Here is a 16,746-nt window from a genome sequence, read left to right as displayed (position 1 = left end):
CCGCGCGGGGTTCACGCGCCGGCCGTGGTGGGGGTGTGCGGGGAGCGCACGATGTCGGTGAGGGTCGTCTCGACGCGGTCGAGGTGGTGGGACATGGCCCGCACCGCGTCCTGCTCGCTGCCGGCGACCAGCGCGTCGAGGAGCGCCCGGTGCTCACGGTCGGACTGTTCGCGCCGGCCGCCCAGCTCGTTGAGGAACGCGGACTGGCGGGCCAGGGCGTCCCGGATCTCCTCGATGACACGGCGGAAGACGGGGTTCTGGGCCGCCTGGGCGACGGACAGGTGGAACAGGGTGTCCAGCGCGACCCAGGAGGTCGTGTCGGTCTCCTGTTCCATGCGCTCCAGCAGGTGGGTCAGACGGTCGAGGTCCTCCGGTGTGCGCCGGGTGGCGGCGTAGCCCGCGACGGGGATCTCGATGTGCCGACGCACCTCCATGAGGTGGCCGGCGGTGTAGTCGCCGAAGGTGGGGTCCTCCACCGAGTGGGCGACGACGAAGGTGCCCCTGCCGGTCTTCGAGACGGTCAGGCCCATGGTCTGCAGGGCGCGCAGGGCCTCGCGCAGCACCGGCCGGGAGACGCCGAGCGTGCGGCACAGCTCCGCCTCGGACGGCAGTTTGTCGCCGATCGCGTAGGCGCCGCGCTCGATGGCGTCGCGCAGGTGGGTGAGGACCGCTTCCATGGCGCTGACGCGCCGGGGTGCCTGCCCACCTGTCTGGCTGTCTGACAGGTTCACGGTGCGATGGTCCGGCCTGCGGGGCGGGGGTGTCAAGTCCCGCCCCGGCTCGTCCCGGCCCCGGCCCCGGCCCTCGCAGGCGCGCCCCGGCACCGGCGGACCGCGCCGGACCGGGCGCGCCCTCGCGGACGGGGCCGGTGCGTCCCGAGCCGGCCCGCCCGGTCCCGGATCGCCGCCATGTGTCCCGAGCCGGCCCCGCACCCTCCCGGATCGCCGCCATGTGTCCCGGATCGGGACTACGCGTCCAGGACGCCCGTGCCCAGCAGCCCGAAGAGCAGCACGCCGACGGCGATGCGGTAGAGGACGAAGGCGTTGAAGGAGTGCCTGGCGACGAACTTCAGCAGCCAGGCGATGGAGGCGTAGGCGACGGCGAACGACACGACCGTGCCGGCGGCCAGCGGAGCGGCGCCCACGCCGGCGCCCAGCGCGTCCTTGAGTTCGTACAGGCCGGCGCCGGTGAGTGCCGGGATGCCGAGGAAGAAGGAGAGGCGGGTGGCGGCGACGCGGTCCAGGTCCAGGATCAGGGCGGTGGACATGGTGGCGCCGGAGCGGGAGAAGCCGGGGAAGAGCAGGGCGAGGATCTGCGAGGTGCCGACCAGCATGGCGTCCTTGAAGGAGGTGTCGTCCTCGCCGCGCTTGTGCCGCCCCATCTGGTCGGCGCACCACATCACGGCGCTGCCGGCGATCAGCGATCCCGCGACCACCCACAGCGAGCCGAGCGGCCCGTCGATCAGCGGCTTGGCGGCCAGCCCCACGACGACGATCGGTATGGTCGCGTAGATCACCCACCAGGCGAACTTGTAGTCGTGGTGGTGGCGCTGCTCGCGGTCGGTCAGGCCGCGGAACCAGGCGGAGACGATCCGCACGATGTCCTTGAAGAAGTACACGAGCACGGCGGCGATGGCGCCGGCCTGGATGACGGCGGAGAACCCGACGACGGAGCTGTCGTCGACCGGGATGTCCATGAGCCCCTCGGCGATCTTGAGGTGGCCGGTGGAGGACACGGGGAGGAACTCGGTCACCCCCTCGACGACTCCGAGGACGACGGCCTGACCGACGGAGATGGCGCTCATGGGATCCAGTTCTGGGGATGTCTGGTCGACAGTGTTGTAGACGCTCTTGCGTCGCAGACACTCTTACTGCGCCAAGATGAAGTCCCGGTGACGTCCACCCCCTGTCCGTCTGAACTCGCCCCCGTCACCAGCCGTTCTCGAACATCCGGCTCACCTGCGCGATGCGGGCCTCGTCACGCCGGTAGTAGGTACGGCGGCCGACGCGCCGGGCGCGCACGAGGCCGAGGCCGGCGAGGAGGGCGAGGTGGTTCTCGGTGACCCGGCGGGGGATGCCGAGGCCCGCGGCGACGGACCGTGCGGTCCTGCCGCGCGCCGCGCGGCCGGCGGTCAGGACGCGGGGCGCGCGGCGCCGCGGGGACGGGACCGGGTCCTCGAGCCACTCCAGGATGGCCAGACGTGTCCGGCCGGCGGGGGTCCGCAGCATCTCCGCCTCCTGTCGTGGGCCACTCGCCCGTCCCGTCCTGACGTTTCCCGCCAGGGAGCGGAGCGACCCGCGCTGACCGGGACTCGACGGCCGTTGGCCGGTACCGGACGGCGGAGGCCGGCGCGGGGGGTGTGCGCGCGGGAGCATGCGCGGAAACGCGCCCCCGCGCACACCGGTGCGGCCCGGCACCCGCCGCGTACGGCCCGGCACTCCCCGGGCGCGGCTCGGCGACCCGGTCCGGCCCCGCGGCGGTTCAGCCGCGGCCGAGGCGCACCACCCGCACGGCGCCCGCGGGCACCGCGAACCGGCCCGCGACGGCTTCGCCGGTCAGCACTTCGGTGCCGGGTCCCTCCAGCGGCACCTTCACGCCGGAGCCGGTGCGGTCGACGGCGAGGAGACGGGTGCCGGACGCACCGCTGCGGCGCGCCGCTTCGGCGTCGCGGGACAGTCCGGTGCGCGGCGCGACGCCCGCGTCCTCGGCGGCCGAGCACCGGTGCAGTGATCCTCCGACGGAGCTGGTCAGGCGCGGCTCGGCGTGGCGGGACGGGAGGCGCGGGGCGCGGCGGGACCGGTCAGGATCGAAGAAGCCGTCCCGCCCTCCCCCGCCCTACGGTGGAACCACCGACGCACCCGTCGGATCCGGCCCACCAGCGAGGAGCCCACCATGACCACCGGCCTCAAGACGATCGTCTACCCCGTCAAGGACCTGGCCCGTGCCAAGTGCCTGTTCGGCGCCCTGCTCCAGGTCGAGCCGTACGCCGACGAGCCCTACTACGTCGGCTACAAGGCGGCCGGCCAGGACGTCGGCCTCGACCCCAACGGGCACGGCAAGGGCATGACGGGCCCGGTGCCCTACTGGCACGTCGACGACATCCGGGGCCGCCTGGCGGCGCTGCTGGAGGCGGGCGGCGAACTGCTCCAGGACGCGCAGGACGTCGGCGGCGGGCGGATGATCGCCTCGGTGAAGGACGCCGACGGCAACCTCGTCGGGCTCATCCAGGACGCGTGAGCGGCGCGCGGCCGCCCGGCGTCCGGCAGACACACGGACGCCCGGCCGCCCGCGGGTCAGCCCCGCGGGCGGCCCAGCAGGGTGCGTACGCCCTCGGAGGTCAGCGTCAGGCCGTGCGGCGAGCTGGCGTCGATGGTGAGCGACAGATCGTCGGCGGGCCACTGGGAGGCGAGGGCGCCCAGGGGCACCAGGCGGTACCGGGAGATGAAGGGCAGCAGCTCGGACATCTCCAGTTCCGAGGTGAACACGGGCACCACCGGCACTCCGCCCGGCTGTTCCAGGACGGGCAGGGCCACCGCCGAGGGGTCGGTGGCGTCCTCGTCGCTGACGTCGTCCGGCACGGGCACCAGCACGTCGCTGCCGGCCAGCGTGTCCAGCGCGCCGGTGTCCTCCGCGTTCTCGGCGAGGACGTCCAGTGCCTGCTGGGCGGGCGTGGCGGTGTGGTCGTTCGAGGGTGTGTCCATGGCAGGTCCCTGGTCGCGGCGGTCGGGGGGCCCGTCCGGGCGCTGCGCCCTGGCACGGTTCTGCTCGCGTACCCGGCCGCGCACCGCGCAATCGTCCCGGACACGGAATTCCCGGTGACCGGCACGACCGGCCGGCGGCCCCCGCCGCGCCCCGGCGCGATCCCGTTGGGGAGCCGGGTGAGGCGGGTGAAGGACGGGTGAGGGCCCTCCGCGGCACACGGCGCGGAGAGCCCAAAGGGGCTCACTTCCGAACCCCTGGGCGTCCGGGTATCCAGTGCGGCGGGGGCGATTCGTGGGGGGCCCGGCGGGCGTCAGACGCCGTCGGGGCGCGGACGGACCCAGTCCAGGGAGCGTTCGACGGCCCGCTGCCAGCTCTCGTACTCCCACGCCCGCCGCTCGGGGGTCATCTGCGGGATCCACTGTCCGGCACGGTGCCAGTTGCGGCGCAGCACCTCCAGGTCGGCCCAGTAGCCGACGGCGAGCCCGGCCGCGTACGCCGCGCCGAGCGAGACCGTCTCGGAGACCAGGGGCCGCACCACGGGGACGTCGAGCACGTCGGCGAGCATCTGCATGAGCAGGTGGTCGGAGGTCATGCCGCCGTCCACCTTGAGCTGCTTGAGGGCGAGACCGGAGTCGGCGTTCATGGCGTCGACCACCTCACGGGTCTGCCAGGCGGTGGCCTCCAGGACCGCGCGGGCCAGGTGTCCCCGGGTGATGTAGGAGGTGAGGCCGACGACGACCCCCCGCGCGTCGCTGCGCCAGTGGGGGGCGAAGAGGCCGGAGAAGGCCGGGACGATGTAACAGCCCCCGTTGTCCTCCACCGTGCGGGCCAGCGTCTCGATCTCGGGGGCGGTATTGATCATGCCGAGGCGGTCGCGGAACCACTGCACCAGTGACCCGGTGACCGCCATGGGTCCTTCGAGGGCGTAGACCGTGGGCTCGCCCGCGATCTTGTACGCGACGGTGGTGAGCAGCCCGTTGCGGGAGCGGACCAGCTCGGTGCCGGTGTTCATGAGCAGGAAGCTGCCGGTGCCGTAGGTGCACTTGGCCTCGCCGGGCGAGAAGCAGGTCTGCCCGAACAGGGCCGCCTGCTGGTCGCCGAGGGCGGCGGTGATGCGCACGCCCGGCAGCAGGGCGCGGGCCTCGCCGTAGCTCTCGGCGGAGGAGCGGATCTCGGGCAGCAGGGCGCGCGGCACTCCGAAGAAGTCCAGGAGTTCCGGGTCCCAGGTCAGGGTGCGGATGTTGACGAGCATGGTGCGGCCGGCGTTGGTGGGGTCGGTGATGTGCAGGCCGCCGTCGGTGCCGCCGGTCAGGTTCCAGATCAGCCAGCTCTCCATCGTGCCGAACAGCACGTCGCCGTTGCGGGCGCGTTCCTCCAGGCCCTCCGTGTGCTCGAAGAGCCAGCGGATCTTGGGCGCGGAGAAGTAGGTGGAGGCGGGCAGGCCGCAGCGGTCGAGGAAGAACTCGTCGCCGGGCCGGTCGCGGAGCGCGTCGACGAGCGGTGCCGTGCGGGTGTCCTGCCAGACGATCGCCCGGCCCAGCGGAGCCCCGGTCCGCCGGTCCCACAGGACGGTCGTCTCGCGCTGGTTGGCGATCCCGATGGCGGCGACGGCCCCGGCGTCCACGCCCGCGTTCCGCAGCGCCTCGGGCACGATGCGCTGGACGTTGCGCCAGATCTCCACGGCGTCGTGCTCGACCCAGCCGGGGCGGGGGAAGTACTGCTGGTGCTCGCGCTGGGAGACCGCGCACAGCCGTCCGCTGTGGTCGAACAGGATGCACCGCGTGGACGTGGTGCCCTGGTCGATGGACATCACATACCGGTCAACCATGGTCGGTCCTGCCTTCCGGTGCGTCGCGCGGGTGCGGAGACCTGTCGGGGTCTGCGGGGTGCCTGACAGGAGAGGCCTACCGGGGTCTACCAGCGGCCCGCTCCCAGGTCCCGGGAAATCGCCCGTGCGGCCTCCCGGAGCAGGGCGGTCAGCGCGGGCAGCGGCCTGCCCCGGGGGTCGCAGATCCTCTCGACGGGGCCGGACAGGCAGATGGCGCCCACCACCAGGCCGCCGTGCCCGCGGATCGGCGCGGCGATCCCCGCGTCGCCCATGGCCATCTCCTGGACCTCCGCGCCCCAGCCGACCTCGCGGATCTCGGCGAGCGCCCGGTCCAGGTCCTCGCGGACGACGAGGGTGTGCCGCGTGTACGCCTCCAGGCCGTCCGGGGGCAGGGGGCCGAGGGTGGCGGTGCCGAAGGCCAGCAGGACCTTGCCGAGCGAGGAGGCGTGCAGCGGCAGCAGCGCGCCGACGTCGAGGGTCTGCAGGGTGTCGTCGGGCCGGAAGACGTGGTGGATGACGAGGACCCGGCCCTCCAGCGGCGTGCCGATGCGCACCGCCTCGCCGCTGCGGGCGGCCAGCGCGTCGGCCCAGTTGATCGCGCGCGAGCGCAGTTCGTTGACGTCGAGGTAACTGGTCCCCAGATGCAGCAGTGCCGCTCCGAGCTGGTACTTTCCTGTGGTCTCGTCCTGTTCGACGAAGTCCACGTGCTGCAGGGTGCGCAGGATGCCGTGTGCGGTGCCCTTGGCGAGGCCGAGGGACGACGCCACCTCCCCGAGCCCCAGTCTGCGGGGGCCCCCGGCGAGGAGGCGCAGGATCGCCGCGGCTCGTTCGATGGACTGGACGGGTCCGGCCATGGGGCGATATTAGCCCTGTTTGTCCCGCTCAGGACTGTTGTTCGGTAATGCCGACCGCGGTTCATTGACCTGCGGGGCTTTTGTTCCTTAGCGTGACACGTCGCGCCCGGACGGCGGGCGGCGGCACCTGCCGGAGGAGGAAGGCACATGACCGTAGCGCAGCTCGACGCCGCGCCCCACGGGGAAGTCGACCACGCCTTCCCCCTGCTGCACACGCCCGGGGCCGTGTCGGCGGTACGCCGTCGCGTACGCCGCCTGCTGGGCGGCTGGGACCTGCCCGCCGACGCCGCCGACGACGTCCTCCTCGTGGTCTCGGAGCTGGTCACCAACGCGCTCGTGCACGCCCGGCCGCCCGCGACCCTGCGGCTGTGGCGGGTGCCGGTCGACGGCCGCGGCGCGGTCCACGTGGAGGTGAGCGACCCGGGTCCCGCGGCTCCCCCCGCGCCCGGCTCGGCCCCCGACCCCGACGAGCACGGCCGCGGCCTGGGCATCGTCACCGCGCTGTCGGCCCGGTGCGGCGTCCGGGCGGACGACGCCGGGACCAGCCGCTGGGCGGAGGTCCTGGCGGGCTGAGCGGCGCCGGGCCGCCCGCGGGCGCGCCCAGCCCGTCCGGTCGCACGCGCCGCCCGCCGCCCGGCTTGACCACCGCCCTCGCGGGGCCGACCGTGGCCACAGGGGTGTGTCGGTCCCTGGAGGTGCCGTGAGCGCGTCGGCTGAACCGCGGGTGACGGGTCTGGAGACCCGGTCCATCGACTACGTGCCCCTGGACGAGCGGCACGGCAAGCTGTGGCACCTGGGCCCCCTGTGGTTCATGTCGAACGCGCAGATCGCCACCCTGGCCGTGGGCCTGATCAGTATCACCGGGGGCGGCAACCTCCTCTGGTCGCTCCTGGCCATCGTCGCGGGCACCCTCGTCGGCACCTTCTTCATGGCGTTCCACTCGGCCCAGGGCCCGCAGCTGGGGCTGCCGCAGATGATCCAGTCGCGGCCCCAGTTCGGTTACGTCGGCGCCCTGCTCGTGTGGCTCTTCGCCTATGTGCAGTACGCGGGGTTCAACGTCTTCAACACGATCCTCGCCGGGCAGGCCCTGCACGCCACCCTGCACGGCGGCGTCAAGCTCTGGGTGCTCGTGGTCACCGTGCTCGGGCTGGTGGTCGCGCTGGTCGGCTACGACGTCATCCACAAGGCCGAGCGCTTCCTGACGTACACCTTCCTGGTCGTCTTCGGGATCTTCACCGTGGGCGTCCTGGTGAACCTGCACTACCCGGCGGGCTCCTTCGACCCGGGCGGCTTCCGGTGGACCCCGTTCCTGGCCCAGTTCGGCGTGGTCGCCGGCTACCAGATCAGCTGGGCCATCTACGTCTCCGACTACTCCCGCTACCTGCCGCCCGACGTCACGGTCCGCAAGACCTTCTACTGGACCTACGCCGGCTCCGCGCTCGGCGGCATCTGGCTGATGGTGCTGGGCTCCCTGCTGGCGGCCTGGGCGGGCCGGGACTTCGACACGATCCGGTCGATCGACGCGGCCGGCGACACCGTGTTCACCGGCTTCGGCGCCGTCGTGCTGCTGTTCGCCGCGCTCGGCCTGGTGTCCGTCACCGCGCTGAACATGTACGGCGGCTCGCTGACACTGATCAGCGGCATCGACTCCTTCCGCAAGGTGCGCCCGACGCTCACCGTGCGCCTGGTGACCCTGGCGGTGACGGCGGCGCTCTCGCTCGGCGGCGCGCTCGCCGCGACCTCGCACTTCCTGCGCGACTTCAACGACTTCCTGCTGCTGGTCCTCTACCTGTTCATCCCGTGGACCGCGGTGAACCTCATGGACTACTACGTCGTGCGCCGCGGCCACTACGCGGTCGCGGAGATCTTCGACCCGCACGGGGTGTACGGCCGCTGGGGCGTGCAGGGGATCGTCTCCTACCTCGCCGGGTTCGCCGCCATGGTGCCGTTCTTCTCCGTCGGCACCCTCTTCGTCGGACCGGCCGCGAAGGCGCTGGGCGGCGCGGACATCTCCCTGTTCGTCGGGCTGCCCGTCTCCGCGCTGCTGTACTGGTGGCTGACCCGCTCCCTCGACGTGGCCGCCGAGCGGCGGCTGGCCGAGGCGGAGGCGGACGAACTGGACCGCGCGGCCCACGAGCACCGCGAGCCCTGACGCGGGCCGCCGCCGCGACGGCTCCGGACGCCGTGCCCCGCTCCGCCTGCGAACCCGCCCGGGTGCGTCCACCCCGCCTCGGCCGCCCGGCCGCAGAGGGAGCGGCCGGCGGGGCACCCTGCCCCGGGCCGGGCAGCAGCGTCATGGCATCCTGCCCGGGGCTCCCCGGGGACCGGCCGGCTCGCGCGGCGGACCAGCCTGCTGGGGGCGGTCCCTGAAGTACTTGTGCGTGAGGTGACCCGCGCATGCTGACCAAGACGAGGAAAGGCGCCCGTTGAGCACCGGCACTGCGGCTCCCGGCAGTTACTACGTCCGTACCGGCGACCACCGTTTCACGCCCACGGCCCGTGCGAGCGGCGCCTGGGACGAGACCGAGCTGCACTTCAGCCCGCTCGGCGGTCTCGTCGTCCACGCGATCGACCGCTATCTCGCCACGCGGCCGCCCAGCGGTCTGCTGCTGTCGCGGATCAGCTACGACATCCTGGGCCGGCTGGCGCTCCAGGAGTGCGAGATCGAGGTGGACACGGTCCGGCCGGGCCGCACCATCGAACTGCTGGAGGCCGTCGTACGCGTCGCCGGGCGCCCGGTGGTCCGGGCCCGTGCCTGGCTGCTGGCCGCGCAGGACACCGCCTCGGTCGCCGGGGGCGGGGCCGTGCCGCTCACCGGTCCGGACGGGCTCGCCCCCTGGCCGATGACGGACCACTGGCCCGGCGGCTACATCGCCTCCCTCGACGTCCGCCCCGTCGGGCCGCCGCGGCCCGGCCGCGCGACCGTCTGGGTGTCCACTCCGCTCGCCCTGGTGGCCGGGGAGCCGTGCGGCCCGCTGGCCTCCTACCTGGCTCTGGTCGACACGGCCAACGGCATCGCCGTACGCGAGTCGCCCAAGGCGTGGATGTTTCCCAACGTCGACCTGACCGTGCACCTGCACCGCCGGCCGGAGGGGCGCTGGACCGGCCTGGACACCACCGTCGTCTTCGGTCCGGCCGGCCAGGGGATCACGAGTACGGTGCTGCACGACGTGCACGGCCCGGTCGGCCACGCCCAGCAGATCCTCACCGTGCGGCCCGTGCCGGGCGTCTGACCCGGCCCCGCCGGGGCTGCGCACCGAACGGCCGGCCCTGCTCCCCGGACCGTCCGGCGGGGCCCGGGGGCCTACTCCCAGGTCGCGGTGTCCGGGTCGATGCCGTGGGCACGCGCGCCGGCGTCGATGACGCGGCGGAACCACGCGGCGAGACCGGGCCGGATGCCGTCGTAGTGGGCGGCGAATCCCGGATCGGTCTCGTACCTGCGGCCGAGGCAGACCTGCATCCGCCGGGTGAGGGGGAAGTAGGCGGTGAAGACCTCCCGGTGCCGTTCGACGAGCCGGTCGGCTTCCGGGTCGCCCGGGGCGACGCCGGCGTCCATCGCCTCCGCGAGCGCGCGCTCGAAGCCGGCGACGTCGTCGGCGACCTCCTGCCACTCCTGCGGCGAGCGGGCGGCCGAGCGCTCGGCGTACTGCTGCCACTGCCTCGTGTCCCCGTAGCGCCGGCGGGCCTGGAGGGGCCAGTCCGCGTTCCACCCGGGGCCGAAGACCGCGGCCTGCTGGCCGGCGCTCAGCAGCGGGCCGCGCTCGTGGGCGTCGATCATCCGGCCCAGTCCGGCATCGAGCTGCCGGAGGCGCTCGATCCGTTCGGCGACCTGGGCGCGTTGCGCGCGCAGCGCACCGGGCACGTCGGCGGCCGGGTCGTCCAGGACGGCCCGGATCCTGTCCAGGCCCAGACCCAGCTCACGGTAGACGACGACGCGGTGCAGACGTTCGAGGTCGGCGGCGGTGTAGAGCCGGTACCCGGCAGCGGTGCGCAGCGACGGGCGCGCCAGCCCCGTCTCGTCCCAGTGGTGCAGCGCGCGGACGGTCACGCCCAGACGGGCCGAGACCTGACCGACGGTCAGGCCCCCGGCATCGGTGGTGTCAGGCATGTTCCCCATTGTCGCCGTCGCCGCGACCCGCTCCCGGCGCGACGATGCCGACCGCTTCGAGGTACCGCGCCTCCTCGCCGGCCGGGTCGAGGGGCTTCGCCGCGGTGAGGACGATCCGCGCGTTCTCGGGGGTGATCACGGTCACGTCGCGGGTGTTCCAGGGGGTGTCACGCGGACCCTCGACCGAGTCCGGGCGCAGCGCGCGGCAGGCCTCGGCGAGGGGTTCCACCTGGCTGAGCACGCAGGCGAAACCGACGCTCATCGCGGGTGCCCGCTCCGGAACGTCCGCCGCCGTGACGAGGAGTACGTCCTGGAACGCCCACCGGCGCAGGTGCACGAGCCTGCCGGGGACGGTGAACAGTTCGAAGAAGCCGAGCCCGCGGGTCCAGAAGTCCACGGACGCCGCCATGTCGCCGGTGGGGACGGTGACGAAGGCGGGCATTCCGTAGATGCCGCGGAAGGGCTCGGGCGGGGTGGCGTCCGGGCCGGGAGCGGGCACGGGGCTGATCTCGAACGCGTTGAAGTGGTCGCTCATGCGCCTCACCCTGGGGCCTCACGCCGCGTGAGGGTCAAGCCGTTCCGGAGTCCCGGACGACCGCCATAATTTTTTTGAACGCGTTCAAGAAAGGCGTAGGATCACCCTCACCGACAAAAAGGGGGGGGCGAGGTCCGATGAAGGTCGTACTGCCGGGCGGGACGGGTCAGGTGGGCACCGTGCTGGAGCGGGCGCTGACCGCGGCCGGTCACGAGGTCGTCGTACTGACCCGGCGTCCGCGGCGCGCGGGGCAGGTCCTGTGGGACGGAAGGACGCTGGGGCCGTGGGCGGAAGCGGTCGACGGCTGCGACCTGGTCGTGAACCTGGCCGGACGCAGCGTCAGCTGCCGCTACACGCCGGACAACCTGCGGGCGATGAAACAGTCGCGGGTGGAATCCGCCCGGGTCGTGGGCGAGGCCGTGGCCGCCGCCCGGCGGCCCCCGCGCCTGTGGCTGCAGATGAGCACCGCCACCGTCTACGCGCACCGCTTCGACGCGCCCCACGACGAGGCGACCGGCGTCATCGGCGGGTCGGAACCCGGCGTCCCCGCGTATTGGGCCTACAGCGTGGACATCGCCCGCGCCTGGGAGCGGGAACAGGAGCGGGCCGCGACGGCGCACACCCGCAAGGTCGCCCTGCGGACCGCCATGGTGATGAGCCCCGACCGGGGCGGGGTCTTCGACGTGCTGCTGCGGCTGGCGCGGCTGGGCGTCGGCGGACCGGTGGCGGGCGGCGCGCAGTACGTCTCCTGGATCCACGAGCAGGACTTCGTGCGTGCCGTGCTGTTCCTGGCGGCGCGGGAGGACATCGAGGGGCCGGTCAACCTCGCCGCTCCCGCGCCCCTGACGCAGCGCGCCCTCATGCGCGTGCTGCGCACCGCCTGGGGCGTCCCGGTGGGCCTGCCGGCCACGCGGTGGATGGCTCAGGCCGGCGCCTTCGTGCTGCGCACGGACACCGAACTGCTCCTCAAGAGCCGGCGCGTGGTCCCCGGCCGCCTGCTCGACGCCGGCTTCGCCTTCGACCACCCGCAGTGGCCCGAGGCCGCCGTGGACCTCGTGCGCCGCGTACGCGAGCGCCCCCCGCGCCGGGCCCGCCCCCTCCCGCCACCGGCGAGGACCCGGGCCTGACCTCCAGGTCTGCCGCCCCGCCAGCCTTCACGTTTCCTCCACTCCCCCGCCACCGTTCCGCCACGCCTGTGTATGCTCCTGACGCTCCATCCGCATCACCGAGGGGGGATCCTCATGCGCATACGTTCCGTGCTGGCCGCGGCCGCCACGGCGGGGACGGTCGCCGTCGTCGCCGCGGTTCCGGCACAGGCCGCCGAGTACTCCTCCGCCCTGAAGATCAAGGGCGTCCAGTACGACGCTCCCGGGCGGGACTCCAACAGCTGCACCAAGGGCAACGCCAAGGACGAGTACCTGACCATCAAGAACTACTCGCGCACCTCGCGGGTCAACCTCAAGGGCTACGTCGTCAAGGACGCCGCCGGCAACCGCTTCAGGTTCTCCGCCGACCACTACCTGGAGCCCGGCGACTACGTGAAGCTGCGCGGCGGCAAGGGCAGGGAGTCCGACGCGAAGAACGTCGCCTACCGCCAGAACTGCAACTTCATCTGGAACAACGACAAGGACACCATCTACCTGTACAAGCCCTCCGGCGCCCGCGCCGACGTGCACTCCTACACCAAGAGGCGCGACGACCGCGACGGCAACGGCTACATCTCCTACCACGGCTGAGCCGCACCGCGACGCGACCACGACGGCGCGGCACCCGCGGCGTCCGCCAGGACCGCCGCGGGTGCCGCGCCCGCGCTACTCCTCGTCCGACGCGGTGCCGCGGGTGCGGCCCACCTCGGGCAGTTCGGCCTGCTGGGCGCGGATGTGCAGGACGTCACCGATGAACAGGTCGTAGACCAGCACGCCGACCACACCGCCGACGAGCGGCCCGACGATGGGGACCCACCAGTAGGCGCTGAAGGAGCCCGGCTCACTGCCCGGCAGCGCGAGGTCGCCCCAGCCGGCGAAGAACGTGAACAGCCGGGGGCCGAAGTCGCGGGCCGGGTTGATGGCGTACCCGGCGTTGGCGCCGTAGGACATGCCGACGGCCGCCACGGCGAAGCCGATGACGAGCGGCCCGAGGTTCGCCTTCACCGCGGTGTTGCGCAGGTCGACGACGGCCACGATCAGCATGACCAGCAGGGCGGTGCCGACGATCTGGTCGACCAGCGGCCCCCAGTAGCCGCCGTGGAAGTACGGGGCCGGGAAGGTGCCGAAGATGGAGAAGGACGCGACGGTGTGCCCGTGCGTCTTGGGACCCTTCATGGCCTGGTCGAACGTGTTGATCGCGTCGTGGTAGACCCCGTACACCAGGGCCGCGCCGGCGAAGGCGCCCACCACCTGTGAGATCCAGTACGGCACGACCTTGGCCCAGGGGAATTTACGCCGTACCGCGAACGCCAGCGTCACCGCCGGGTTGATGTGCGCGCCGCTGACGCCACCGGCCACGTACACGCCGAAGACCACGGCGAACGCCCAGCCCCAGGTGATGAGCAGCCAGTCCCCGGCGCCCAGGAAGAAAGTCGTGGGTCCTTCCGTCCGGCCCGATCCGGGCAGCGCCGCGACCGCCATGGCGACCACGCCGCAGCCGAAGGCGATGAGGACGAAGGTCCCGAGGAACTCCGCCAGGCATTCGCCCCACAGGCCCCCGCGGCGCCTGAGCCGGGAGGGTGTGATCAGGGGCGGGATTTCTACGGCCATATCGGCCCCCTCGACGAACGGTCCGGCCACGGGCCGGTACGGTCCTGCTCCGGGCGGCCCCGCGTCACTGCCAGTCGCGGCCCCGCGTCTCAGCTCAGTGTGCGCGCCAGGACCGCCGTGGGCCACTCGGCCGGTTCCCGGCCCCCGAAAAGGCTCCGAGGCCCCCGAAGCGGCGTCCCGGCGCCCCGCTCGGGGGCCGGGAGTGAACTCCATACGGGTGATCCCGCCGAAGGCCCCCGCCCTGCCCGGGGCAGCGGAAACAGCGGTACGTCGGCCGCTCGGCGGCGGATCGGCACGCCCGACCCGAGTGGCAACCCCGTGAACCCCGCACAAGACTGATCCATGGTTTCGTGATCAGGCGAAAACGCACGGTCTCGGGGACCGGCCACCCCTGGCCGACGGTTTTCGACCTTTCTCAGGGAGTTCGCATGGTGGAGAAGTCTGCCGACATCCTGATGCCCGGGCCGGACGAATCCGCCGTCGCCCGACGTGCAGTCACCGATCCGACGACGGCGGACACCGAGCGGCTCCTCGCGGGCATCCTGGCGGACGTCGTGCACACCGAGCAGGTACCGGCGGACAGCCACTTCTTCACCGACCTGGGCGCCAACTCCCTGGTCATGGCCCAGTTCTGCGCACGGGTGCGCAAACACCCCGACCTGCCGTCCGTGTCCATGAAGGACATCTACCGGCACCCCACCCTCCGCGAGCTGGCGGCCGCCCTCGCGCCGGCCGCGGCCCCGGCCGCCGGCCCCGCCACGGCGGCCGCACCACCGCCGGCACCGGCTTCCGCGCCGGCGCCCGCGCCCGCGCCCGCACCGCACGTGCCGGGCAACCACCTGGTGTGCGGGGCGCTCCAGGCGCTGATCTTCCTCGGCTACTCCTTCGTCATCGGCATGGCCACCGCCCAGGCCTACGAATGGGTCGCGGCCGGATCGGGCCTCGTCCAGATCTACGTTCGCTCGTTCCTGTGCGGCACGAGCGGATTCCTCGCCCTGTGCGCCTTCCCGGTCCTCGTGAAATGGGTGCTCGTCGGCCGCTGGAAGCCCCGGGAGTTCCCCGTGTGGAGCATGGCGTACCTGCGCTTCTGGGTCGTCAAGTCACTGCTCCACGCCAACCCCATGGTCCTGTTCGTCGGCAATCCGCTGTACGTCATGTACCTGCGGGCGCTGGGCGCGCGGATCGGGAAGGACGTCACGATCCTCTCCCGGTCGGTTCCGGTCTGCACCGACCTGCTCACCATCGGGGCCGGCACGGTGATCCGCAACGACGCCGTGTTCCTGGGCTACCGGGCGCACGCCGGAGCCATCCAGACCGGCCGCGTCACCCTGGGCCGGGACGTCTTCATCGGGGAGAAGACGGTCCTCGACATCGACACCGCCATGGGCGACGCCGCCCAACTCGGCCACGCCTCGGCCCTGTACCGGGGCCGGACCATCCCGGCGGGCGAGCGGTGGCACGGCTCCCCGGCCCAGCCCACGCACGTCGATCACGTACGGGTCCCCCCGGCCCGGTGCGGCACGCTGCGCCGGGCCGGCTTCGCGCTCACCACCCTGCTGCAGCTGTTCCTCCTGTACCTCCCGCTCGCCGTGGGCGGGGTGTACATGCTGTTCGCGGAGGTCCCGGTGCTCAGCAAACGACTGACCGCCGAGACCCGGGGCACCACGGCCGGGGAGTTCCTCGGCGACACCCTGATCGTGTCCTCGGTGCTGTTCTTCGGCGGTCTCCTGCTCGGTCTGCTCGCCCTGTGCACCGTGCCGCGGGTACTGCACCGCGTGATCCGCCCCGACCGGGTCTATCCGCTCTACGGCTTCCACTACGCCGTGCACCGGCTGATCGCCGGCCTGACCAACGTCAGGTTCTTCACCTGGCTGTTCGGGGACAGCTCCTACATCGTCCCCTACCTGCGCGGCATCGGGTACGACCTCTGCGAGGTCGAGCAGACCGGCTCGAACTTCGGCACCGAGGTCCAGCACCAGTCCCCGTTCCTGGTCTCCGTCGGCGGCGGCACGATGGTGGCCGACGGCCTGTCGGTCCTGAACGCCGACTACTCCCGTACGTCCTTCAGGATGAGCCGGGCCTCGATCGGGGCCCGCAACTTCCTCGGCAACAACATCGCCTACCCGGCCGGGGCGCGCACCGGTGACAACTGCCTGCTGGCGACGAAGGTGATGGTCCCCCTCGACGGCGAGGTCCGCGAGGGGGTCGGACTGCTCGGCTCGCCCTGCTTCGAGATCCCCCGCTCGGTCGAGCGCGACACCCGCTTCGACCACCTGCGCACGGGCGACGCGCTGCGCCGCAGTCTGGCCGCGAAGAACCGCTACAACCTGCGCTCCATGGCCCTGCACCTGCTGATGCGCTGGCTGCACACGGCACTGCTCACCGCCTTCGCGCTCGGCTCGGTCGGCCTGTACGGCACCCTGGGGCACATCGTGATCGGCTGCTACCTGGCCCTCACCCTGGTGCTCACCACCGGGTTCTACATCCTGCTGGAGCGGTGCCTGACCGGCTTCCGCCCGCTGCGGCCGAAGCTGTGCTCCATCTACGAGCCGTACTTCTGGTGGCACGAACGGGTGTGGAAGGTGCCGGACCACTACCTGGCCATCTTCAACGGCACACCGTTCAAGGCTCTGGTCTGGCGGCTGACCGGGGTGCGCATCGGCCGGCGGGTCTTCGACGACGGATGCTTCATCACGGAGCGGACGCTGGCCGCCATCGGCGACGACTGCACCCTCAGCGCGGGCAGCAAGATCCAGTGCCATTCGCAGGAGGACGGGACCTTCAAGTCCGACCGCACCACACTCGGCGCGGGCGTCACCCTCGGCGTCGGCGCGCACGTGCACTACGGCGTGACGCTCGGCGACCGGGCGGTGCTGGCGCCCGACTCCTTTCTGATGAAGGGCGAGGAAGTCCCGCCCGACGCGGAATGGGAAGGCAACCCCGCCGCCCCGAAGGCGAACTGA

The 16,746-nt window shown here is 72.7% G+C and carries 16 protein-coding genes and 1 pseudogene; 7 read left to right on the top strand and 10 right to left on the bottom strand.

All coding sequences use genetic code 11. From position 1 onward, the window contains the following. Window positions 1–11 precede the first annotated feature (11 nt). The 4 genes and pseudogenes from ABZ719_RS21310 to ABZ719_RS21295 form a co-directional block, all read right to left on the bottom strand. Window positions 12–731, bottom strand: a complete 720-nt coding sequence (locus ABZ719_RS21310) for a FadR/GntR family transcriptional regulator (protein ID WP_366726749.1) — start codon at window positions 729–731, stop codon at window positions 12–14. A 236-nt stretch (window positions 732–967) separates the two neighbouring features. Next, complete coding sequence (locus ABZ719_RS21305; RefSeq protein WP_366726748.1) at window positions 968–1,804, bottom strand: undecaprenyl-diphosphate phosphatase; 837 nt, start codon at window positions 1,802–1,804, stop codon at window positions 968–970. Window positions 1,805–1,928: 124 nt separating this feature from the next. Continuing rightward, on the bottom strand, window positions 1,929–2,228 hold the full coding sequence (locus tag ABZ719_RS21300; protein WP_366726747.1) for an ArsR family transcriptional regulator: 300 nt from the start codon (window positions 2,226–2,228) through the stop codon (window positions 1,929–1,931). A 253-nt stretch (window positions 2,229–2,481) separates the two neighbouring features. Continuing rightward, a pseudogene (locus ABZ719_RS21295) lies at window positions 2,482–2,712 on the bottom strand (Beta-galactosidase C-terminal domain); the annotation flags it as partial. A 180-nt stretch (window positions 2,713–2,892) separates the two neighbouring features. On the opposite strand from ABZ719_RS21295, the gene ABZ719_RS21290 reads away from it, so the two are divergent. Further along, window positions 2,893–3,237 (top strand): glyoxalase, encoded by a 345-nt coding sequence (locus tag ABZ719_RS21290; protein ID WP_366726746.1) that lies wholly within the window; start codon window positions 2,893–2,895, stop codon window positions 3,235–3,237. A gap of 56 nt (window positions 3,238–3,293) precedes the next feature. On the opposite strand, the gene ABZ719_RS21285 is transcribed toward ABZ719_RS21290, so the two are convergent. The 3 genes from ABZ719_RS21285 to ABZ719_RS21275 form a co-directional block, all read right to left on the bottom strand. Beyond that, on the bottom strand, window positions 3,294–3,701 hold the full coding sequence (locus tag ABZ719_RS21285; protein WP_366726745.1) for an SseB family protein: 408 nt from the start codon (window positions 3,699–3,701) through the stop codon (window positions 3,294–3,296). Window positions 3,702–4,012: 311 nt separating this feature from the next. Then, the gene (gene glpK, locus ABZ719_RS21280; RefSeq protein ID WP_366726744.1) at window positions 4,013–5,530 is read right to left on the bottom strand and encodes a glycerol kinase GlpK; all 1,518 of its coding nucleotides are present in this window, start codon (window positions 5,528–5,530) and stop codon (window positions 4,013–4,015) included. A gap of 86 nt (window positions 5,531–5,616) precedes the next feature. After that, a complete protein-coding gene (locus ABZ719_RS21275) occupies window positions 5,617–6,384 on the bottom strand; it encodes an IclR family transcriptional regulator (protein ID WP_366726743.1) in 768 nt (255 codons plus the stop codon). 147 nt (window positions 6,385–6,531) lie between these two features. Between ABZ719_RS21275 and ABZ719_RS21270 the strand changes: the two genes are divergently transcribed. The 3 genes from ABZ719_RS21270 to ABZ719_RS21260 all read left to right on the top strand — a co-directional run bounded on the left by ABZ719_RS21270 (window position 6,532) and on the right by ABZ719_RS21260 (window position 9,617). After that, on the top strand, window positions 6,532–6,957 hold the full coding sequence (locus tag ABZ719_RS21270) for an ATP-binding protein (protein WP_037854033.1): 426 nt from the start codon (window positions 6,532–6,534) through the stop codon (window positions 6,955–6,957). Window positions 6,958–7,084: 127 nt separating this feature from the next. Beyond that, window positions 7,085–8,536: a cytosine permease gene (locus tag ABZ719_RS21265; RefSeq protein WP_366726742.1), complete on the top strand. Its 1,452-nt coding sequence runs from the start codon at window positions 7,085–7,087 to the stop codon at window positions 8,534–8,536. A gap of 274 nt (window positions 8,537–8,810) precedes the next feature. Further along, entirely contained in the window at window positions 8,811–9,617 is an 807-nt protein-coding gene (locus ABZ719_RS21260) for a thioesterase family protein (RefSeq protein ID WP_366726741.1), read from the top strand. 71 nt (window positions 9,618–9,688) lie between these two features. Here the strand turns inward: ABZ719_RS21260 and ABZ719_RS21255 are convergent, their stop codons facing one another. Together ABZ719_RS21255 and ABZ719_RS21250 are read right to left on the bottom strand one after the other, a co-directional pair. Next, window positions 9,689–10,492 carry a MerR family transcriptional regulator gene (locus ABZ719_RS21255; protein ID WP_366726740.1) on the bottom strand — a complete coding sequence of 268 codons (804 nt, stop codon included), beginning with the start codon at window positions 10,490–10,492 and terminating at the stop codon, window positions 9,689–9,691. Beyond that, complete coding sequence (locus tag ABZ719_RS21250; protein WP_366726739.1) at window positions 10,485–11,027, bottom strand: VOC family protein; 543 nt, start codon at window positions 11,025–11,027, stop codon at window positions 10,485–10,487. Before ABZ719_RS21250 ends, ABZ719_RS21255 begins: the two co-directional genes overlap by 8 nt. A 137-nt stretch (window positions 11,028–11,164) precedes the next feature. Between ABZ719_RS21250 and ABZ719_RS21245 the strand changes: the two genes are divergently transcribed. Both ABZ719_RS21245 and ABZ719_RS21240 read left to right on the top strand, forming a co-directional pair. Next, window positions 11,165–12,154 (top strand): TIGR01777 family oxidoreductase, encoded by a 990-nt coding sequence (locus tag ABZ719_RS21245; RefSeq protein WP_366726738.1) that lies wholly within the window; start codon window positions 11,165–11,167, stop codon window positions 12,152–12,154. 114 nt (window positions 12,155–12,268) lie between these two features. Further along, complete coding sequence (locus tag ABZ719_RS21240; RefSeq protein WP_366726737.1) at window positions 12,269–12,763, top strand: lamin tail domain-containing protein; 495 nt, start codon at window positions 12,269–12,271, stop codon at window positions 12,761–12,763. Window positions 12,764–12,838: 75 nt separating this feature from the next. Here the strand turns inward: ABZ719_RS21240 and ABZ719_RS21235 are convergent, their stop codons facing one another. After that, window positions 12,839–13,783, bottom strand: a complete 945-nt coding sequence (locus tag ABZ719_RS21235) for an MIP/aquaporin family protein (protein ID WP_366726736.1) — start codon at window positions 13,781–13,783, stop codon at window positions 12,839–12,841. A gap of 428 nt (window positions 13,784–14,211) precedes the next feature. On the opposite strand from ABZ719_RS21235, the gene ABZ719_RS21230 reads away from it, so the two are divergent. Beyond that, window positions 14,212–16,746: a Pls/PosA family non-ribosomal peptide synthetase gene (locus tag ABZ719_RS21230; protein WP_366726735.1), complete on the top strand. Its 2,535-nt coding sequence runs from the start codon at window positions 14,212–14,214 to the stop codon at window positions 16,744–16,746.

Origin of the sequence: Streptomyces sp. NPDC006743, from assembly GCF_040703815.1 — a bacterium.
Classification (GTDB): Bacteria; Actinomycetota; Actinomycetes; order Streptomycetales; family Streptomycetaceae; genus Streptomyces.
The sequence above is the reverse complement of the archived record's forward strand: the minus strand, read 5'-3'. Positions and strand labels throughout refer to the sequence as shown.